Consider the following 6,867-nt stretch of genomic DNA (forward strand, 5'->3'; position numbering starts at 1 on the left):
GCCCGGTACGTGGCGGCGCTTTCGTACGCGTGAGCCCCCCGCGCGTACGCGCGAAGAACCCGCGGCGCCCTCCGGCGCCGTTGACATTCGCGCCGGACGACGTCGTCTCCTTCACCGCGGCGCTGTGGCGCATTCATCGCGTCGCGGGCGCGCACCCGTCCGCATGGGACGAGCTTCGCGAGTACGGACCGCTGCCGTCGATGCGCTGGGATCCGCATCCCCTGCCGCTCGGCGACCACGTCGGCTTCGGCGTCTCGTACGCCGGGAGCGATGTGACAACTGTCGTCGCCGAGTCGTTCCAAAGTCGGCGGGTCATCGGTCTCAGCGGCCAGCAAGAACTGGTCGGCTGGGTTCCGACGCGTCCGCTGTCGCTGCTCAACGCCTCGTCCGCACGTGAACTCGCGTGGCCCGCCGTCCGCACATCTTGATCCACCGCGTGAGTGCGCGACGCCGTGACGAAGCAGAGGGATGACGTCCGCACGTCCTCAGCGGTCGGCGACGGCGAGGGTGGCGACGCGGACGACCTGGTCGATCGCGGGTGCCAGTTGCGACGCGGACAGTTGATAGGTGTTCCAGGAGCGCCGATACGGGTCGATCACGTCGTCGTCGGCGGGGTCGGCCGGGGGAGCGCTCATGCCGCGCATGCCGGCCACGGCCGCGACTGCGGCGCGCACACGCGGTGAGGCCTCGTCGCCGGCGGCGCCGGCCGCGGTCATGATCGTGTCATCGGGAGTGTCGGCGGCGAGCCGCGCGAACTCGCGGAGGGTGAACGTCGACCGCAGGCGCGACGGTGCGAACTCGACGATGCGGCGTCGGTGCTCGCGGCTCATCGCGAGGATCAGGTCGGGGGAGCGCAGGTACTGCTCGGTCATGTAGCGCGAACGGTGCGCCCTGGCGAACGTCTCGTCGGCGCCGAGCTCGACCGCGAGCCGCAACGCCTCGGGAGTCATCGGCGCGTTGTCGAGCCCCTGCGTGCCGGCGCTGTGCACCGTGGCGCCCAGCGGCTCCAGCCGTGTGCGCAGCAACACCTCGGCCAGCGGCGAGCGGCAGATGTTGCCGGTGCAGACGGTGAGGATCTCGAACATGACTGGTGCTCTTCCCGGATGTGTGGTGTTACTCGATGCTACGTGAGCGGTTTCCTCCGGTCGTGTCGTGTTGGGTATGGCTGTGCCGCCGGGGTAGCGTGAGCGTCTGTGTCACACCCGACCTACAAAGCCGTCATCCCCGCCGCCGGTCTCGGCACCCGGTTCCTGCCCGCCACCAAGGCCATGCCGAAAGAGATGCTGCCGGTCGTGGACAAACCCGCGATCCAGTACGTCGTCGAAGAAGCCGTCGACGCCGGCATCCGCGACGTTCTCATCATCGTCGGACGCAACAAGGCGAGCATCGGCAATCACTTCGACTCGGTTCCCGAACTGGAGAGCGCGCTTTCGACCAAGGGCGACCACACCAAGCTCGGCAAGGTAGCCCACTCGTCGCAGCTGGCCGACATCCACCTCACTCGGCAGGGCGAGCCGAAGGGACTCGGGCACGCGGTGCTGCGCGCGAAGCGTCACGTCGGCGACAACGCGTTCGTCGTCATGCTCGGCGACGACCTCATCGACGAACGCGACCCGCTGCTCCCGGCCATGCTCGCCGTGCACGAGCGCACCGGAGCCAGTGTCATCGCGCTCATGGAGGTCGCTCCCGAGAACGTGCACCTGTACGGCATCGCGACGGTGACCGAGACCGGCGACGACGACGTCGTGAAAGTCGACGGGCTGGTCGAGAAGCCACGCGCCGAGGACGCGCCGTCACGTCTCGCGATCATCGGCCGGTACGTCCTGACGCCCGACGTGTTCGAAGTCCTCGAGCGCACGACCCCCGGCAAGGGCGGCGAGATCCAGCTGACCGACGCGCTGCAAGAACTGGCGGCGGATGCCGACGGCCCCGGGGTGTACGGCCTGATCTTCCGCGGTCGGCGCTACGACACCGGCGACCGCGTCGACTACATCAAGGCGATCGTCCAGCTCGCCGTCGATCGCGAAGACCTGGGTCCCGACCTGCGCACCTGGATCAAGGAGCTCGCCTCGGGGCTGTGACCCTGGCTGTGACCCCGGAGTGAGCTTCCGCGCGCTGGTTTGGCCTCGGCATCCGGATGACGTAGACTATCTCTTTGGTGCGTCCGCCCTGCTGCGGCCACCGCGAACGTGAGCCCTCCACTGGCGTGTTCGTGCGATCTCGTGTGACCTCGATACACCGCAGCTGCGCTGCGGCACTCGATCACCGCGAGAAGCCGAACCACCCCGGAGCGGGATTCACGAACCTCTCCGTTCGAATCGAGAAAGCAGCACTACTGTGACGCGCACCTACACACCCAAGGCCGGTGAAGTGACCCGTGAGTGGGTCGTCATCGACGCGACCGACGTCGTCCTCGGACGCCTCGCCTCGCACGCCGCCGCGATCCTCCGCGGCAAGCACAAGCCCACCTTCGCGAACCACATCGACACCGGCGACTTCGTCGTGGTCGTCAACGCCGACAAGGTGGCCCTGACCGGTCAGAAGCTCCAGAAGAAGATGGCCTACCGCCACTCCGGCTACCCGGGAGGCCTCACCGCCACCAGCTACGCCGAACTCCTGGAGCGCAACCCGGTCCGCGCCGTGGAGAAGGCCGTGCGCGGCATGCTCCCCAAGAACAGCCTGGGCCGCCAGCAGCTGACCAAGCTCAAGGTCTACGCCGGTGCCGAGCACCCGCACGCGGCCCAGCAGCCCACCCCGTACACCTTCGACCAGGTCGCTCAGTAAGCGCCGCCTTCACACTCCGTCTTCACACTAAGGACAACTCATGGCGAAGATCGCTGACTCCATCGACCAGGCTCCCGAGTCCTACACCACCGAGAGCACGCCCGTCGAGACCGCCGCGGCCCCGCGCCCGGTGCTCTCCGTCCCCGGCGCCGCCGTCGGCCGTCGCAAGCAGGCCATCGCCCGCGTGCGCCTGGTCCCCGGCTCCGGCACCATCACGGTGAACGGCCGCGCCCTCGAGGACTACTTCCCGAACAAGCTGCACCAGCAGCTCATCAACGACCCGTTCACGGTGCTCGACCTCGCCGGCGCCTACGACGTGATCGCCCGCATCTCCGGCGGCGGCCCCTCGGGCCAGGCCGGTGCGCTGCGCCTGGGCATCGCGCGCGCGCTCAACGAGATCGACGCCGAGAACAACCGCCCGACCCTCAAGAAGGCCGGCTTCCTCTCCCGCGACGCGCGCGTCAAGGAGCGCAAGAAGGCCGGTCTCAAGAAGGCGCGTAAGGCTCCGCAGTACTCGAAGCGCTAAACCTCCATGGCGCTGTTCGGAACGGACGGTGTGCGGGGTCTGGCCAACGGCCCCCTCACCGCCGATCTGGCACTCACCCTGGCCCAGGCGACCGCCGTCGTTCTGGGCCAGGGGCGTATCGCCGAGGCGCGCAAGGCCGCCGGCCGCCGGCTCACCGCCGTCGTCGCGCGTGACCCCCGCATCTCGGGCGAGTTCCTCTCCGCGGCCGTCGAGGCGGGCCTCGCCTCTTCCGGCGTCGATGTGCTCGACGCGGGCACGCTCCCCACTCCTGCGGCGGCGTACTTGATCGGAGACATCGACGCCGACTTCGGCGTGATGATCTCGGCATCCCACAATCCCGCCCCCGACAACGGCATCAAGATCTTCGCGCGCGGCGGCGTCAAACTTCCCGACGTCGTCGAGCGGCGTATCGAAGAGGCGATGTCGGGGGAGAAACTGCGCCCGACCGGTCGCGACGTCGGTCGCGTGATCCGATTCGCGGATGCCGAGGACCGCTACGCGATCCACCTCCTCGCCTCGCTGCCGTATCGGCTCGACGGCCTGCACGTCGTGCTCGACTGCGCGCACGGCGCGGCATCCGGGGTCTCGCCCGAGACGTTCCGCAACGCCGGCGCCAAAGTCACCCTGATCGGGGCCGATCCGGACGGCATCAACATCAACGACGGCTACGGGTCGACGCACCTCGAGCGGCTGTCGGCCGAGGTCGTCCGCGTCGGAGCCGACGTCGGCATCGCCCACGACGGCGACGCCGACCGCTGCCTCGCGGTCGACGCGAACGGCACCGTCGTCGACGGCGACCAGATCATGGCGATCCTCGCGGTCGCGATGAAGCGCGCGGGGCGCCTCAAGGGCGACACGCTCGTGGCCACCGTCATGAGCAATCTCGGGCTGCACCGGGCGATGGCCGCCCACGGCATCCGCGTCGAGACGACCGCCGTCGGCGACCGCTACGTGCTCGAGCGCATGAACGAGGGCGGGTTCTCGCTCGGCGGCGAGCAGAGCGGCCACGTCATCATGAGCCGCTTCGCCACGACCGGCGACGGCGTGCTCACCGGGCTGCACCTGTGCGCCGAGATGGCCCGCACCGGACGGTCGCTCGCCGACCTCGCCTCGATCATGACGGTGTTCCCGCAGGTGCTCGTCAACGTGCGGGGCGTCGAGCGCTCGCGGGCGACCGATCTCGACGTGACGGATGCCGTGGCCACGGCATCCGCTGCCCTCGGCGACGCCGGCCGGGTGCTGCTGCGTCCCTCGGGCACCGAGCCGATGGTGCGCGTCATGGTCGAGGCGGCATCGGAGGCCGAGGCCCACCGCGTCGCCGACGAGCTCGCTCTCGTGGTGCGCGGCTGACGCGAAAGCCTGCTCTCCACAGGCACCGCGTACCGGGAGTTCTCCACAGATCGCGACTTTCGGCAACACGAGGGCGGCCTGTCCGTGTCAGCCTGGTCGCGGCGTTCCCGCCCGGTCATACTGAGGAGGTGGAGATCATGACGGAGCCCCAGACATGGGCGATGCTCGGCGTCTTCACGACCATCATGCTCGGCGGCATGACACTCATGACGACGCTCATCAACCGCACCCTGACCGCCTCGATCGGCGGTCTCCGCGGCGAAGTCAACGGTCGCATCGACGGGTTGCGTGGTGATCTGCAGGGTCGGATCGACGGGTTGCGCGGTGACCTGCAGGGTCAGATCGACGGGTTGCGCGGTGATCTGCAGGGCCAGATCGACGGCTTGCGCGGTGACCTGCAGGGCCAGATCGACGGGCTGCGCGGTGAGTTCGCGGGCATGCGTGGTGAGATGCAGTCGTTCCGGGGCGAGATGATGTCGTTGCGGGGTGAGATGCAGTCGCTGCGCGGCGAGATGAACGCGCGATTCGACACCGTCGACGCCCGGATCGGGCACCTCGACCGCGATGTCGCGGCCGTCACGCGCCGGATGTGGGGCGAACCGCAGGACGAATGACCGCGGGGCGTCGTCTGCTCCGCTGGTGCTAGTGGTTCAGTCTGCGCGCCCTGGTTCGTCAGCTCGAGCTCATCCTGCACGGACGAGACCGGGTGACGGCATCGTCGGATTGGGCTCGGACCGTCTCTGCCTCGTGGTGGCCCCGGTGGCTGTCGGCTGGCAATGGTCACATCTTGATGCTCTGGGAGCATCAAGATGTGACCATCCAGCGGGAAACGAACCGGCGGGCACAATCACCACCCGACCTGCTAACCGGGCTCTTTCCAGCTGAGCGATTCGATGTAGCGCAGCAGCACGCCCTCGCGCAGCGCCCACGGGCTCACCTCGAGTTCGTCGACGTCGAGCGCGGTCATCGCGGTGTGGAGCACGACCGCCGCCCCGACGATCTGGAACGTGCGGTCCGCCGTGATCCCCGGCAGTTCCTGCCGGGCGGATGCCGGGAGCCGAGCGAGCCGCGGAATCCACGACCCCAGCGCGGCGCGCGGCAGCAGCATCCGCTCGCTGCCGCTCCAGCCCGGCACGGGATACCCGGCGAGCTTGGCGAGCGAACGGATGGCCTTCGACGAGCCGACGACGTGGTTCGGTGCGGGCTGGTCCGCCATGAGCTCGACGACGGGCGCCAGCGTCGCGCGGGCGTGGGCCCGCAACTCTTCGACGGCGTCCTCGCCGGGGGGATCGAGGGGCATGAACTCGACCGTCGTCCGGCCCGCGCCGAGCGGCACCGAGGCCGCGGCGACGGGCAGCTCGTCCGAACCGGCCGCGAGCTCCAGCGAGCCGCCGCCGATGTCGAACAGCAGGATCTGACCGGCCGACCAGCCGAACCAGCGACGCACCGCGAGGAAGGTGAACCGTGCCTCGGACTCGCCGCCGAGCACCTGCAGCTCCTGCCCGAGAGCCGCCTCGATGCGGGCGATCACCTCGGCCCCGTTGGCCGCCTCGCGCACGGCGCTCGTCGCGGTCGCGAGGAGCTCTGCGACGTTCTCGGCCTGAGCGGTCTCGCGGGCCTGAGTCACGGCATCGACCAGCGCCTGCACGCCGGTCTCGCTGATCGAGCCGTCCGGCTCGAGATAGCGCATGAGCCGCAGGACGGTGCGCTGGCTGGTCGCCGCAAGCGGACGGCCGCCGGGACGGACGTCGGCGACGAGCAGATGGACCGTGTTCGAACCGATGTCGAGGACTCCGAGGCGCACCCGCTCAGCGTACCCGGCGCGCGGCGCGTTCGTAACGGATCGTCACGGCGGCGTACAGGGCGAGCGCGCCGACGACGAGCGCGACCATCAGCCACGTCACCGGGCGCTCCCACCGCAGGTCCGCCCGTCCGAGCGCGAACGAGACGGCGATCGCCACGAGGCTCACCAGCTGCGCCTGCAGGAGCACACGGAAAGCGCTCCACCGCAGGTCGCGAACCAGCCCGGCGGCGACCACGCCGGGCAGTGACAGCACGGCGCCGGTCACGCGCGCGGTCAACGGCGTCAGCGGCCAGGCCCAGAAGGCGTCCGCGACGTCGGCGAACACGAACAGGCCCGCGCCGCACAGCACCGCGGCCCCGCCGACCGCGAGCAGGGCGACGCGCAGGCGCATGGACAGCAGGAC

The 6,867-nt window shown here is 69.8% G+C and carries 8 protein-coding genes and 1 pseudogene; 6 read left to right on the plus strand and 3 right to left on the minus strand.

Features of this window, described 5'->3' with window-relative positions:
- The coding region (locus tag WBP48_RS00160) for an RES domain-containing protein (RefSeq protein ID WP_424434288.1) at positions 1-428 on the plus strand (428 nt) is incomplete at its 5' end.
- A 57-nt stretch (positions 429-485) separates the two neighbouring features.
- Here WBP48_RS00160 and WBP48_RS00165 read toward each other — a convergent pair.
- Positions 486-1,085 (minus strand): low molecular weight phosphatase family protein, encoded by a 600-nt coding sequence (locus WBP48_RS00165; protein WP_424434291.1) that lies wholly within the window; start codon positions 1,083-1,085, stop codon positions 486-488.
- A 108-nt stretch (positions 1,086-1,193) separates the two neighbouring features.
- Between WBP48_RS00165 and galU the strand changes: the two genes are divergently transcribed.
- The 5 genes from galU (at position 1,194) to WBP48_RS00190 (ending at position 5,274) form a co-directional block, all read left to right on the plus strand.
- Positions 1,194-2,081 (plus strand): UTP--glucose-1-phosphate uridylyltransferase GalU, encoded by an 888-nt coding sequence (galU, locus tag WBP48_RS00170; protein WP_424434294.1) that lies wholly within the window; start codon positions 1,194-1,196, stop codon positions 2,079-2,081.
- 256 nt (positions 2,082-2,337) lie between these two features.
- Entirely contained in the window at positions 2,338-2,784 is a 447-nt protein-coding gene (gene rplM / locus WBP48_RS00175; RefSeq protein WP_424434297.1) for a 50S ribosomal protein L13, read from the plus strand.
- A gap of 40 nt (positions 2,785-2,824) precedes the next feature.
- On the plus strand, positions 2,825-3,310 hold the full coding sequence (gene rpsI / locus WBP48_RS00180; protein WP_424434300.1) for a 30S ribosomal protein S9: 486 nt from the start codon (positions 2,825-2,827) through the stop codon (positions 3,308-3,310).
- Positions 3,311-3,316: 6 nt separating this feature from the next.
- Positions 3,317-4,660, plus strand: coding sequence for a phosphoglucosamine mutase (glmM, locus tag WBP48_RS00185; RefSeq protein ID WP_424434303.1), 1,344 nt, complete (start codon positions 3,317-3,319; stop codon positions 4,658-4,660).
- Positions 4,661-4,797: 137 nt separating this feature from the next.
- Positions 4,798-5,274 (plus strand): hypothetical protein, encoded by a 477-nt coding sequence (locus WBP48_RS00190; RefSeq protein WP_424434306.1) that lies wholly within the window; start codon positions 4,798-4,800, stop codon positions 5,272-5,274.
- Between the two features lie 248 nt (positions 5,275-5,522).
- Here WBP48_RS00190 and WBP48_RS00195 read toward each other — a convergent pair whose 3' ends face one another.
- The gene (locus WBP48_RS00195) at positions 5,523-6,464 is read right to left on the minus strand and encodes a Ppx/GppA phosphatase family protein (protein WP_424434309.1); all 942 of its coding nucleotides are present in this window, start codon (positions 6,462-6,464) and stop codon (positions 5,523-5,525) included.
- A gap of 4 nt (positions 6,465-6,468) precedes the next feature.
- A pseudogene (locus WBP48_RS00200) lies at positions 6,469-6,867 on the minus strand (hypothetical protein); the annotation flags it as partial.

Origin of the sequence: Microbacterium sp. (genome assembly GCF_049661145.1) — a bacterium.
In the GTDB taxonomy this organism is placed as follows: domain Bacteria; phylum Actinomycetota; class Actinomycetes; order Actinomycetales; family Microbacteriaceae; genus Microbacterium.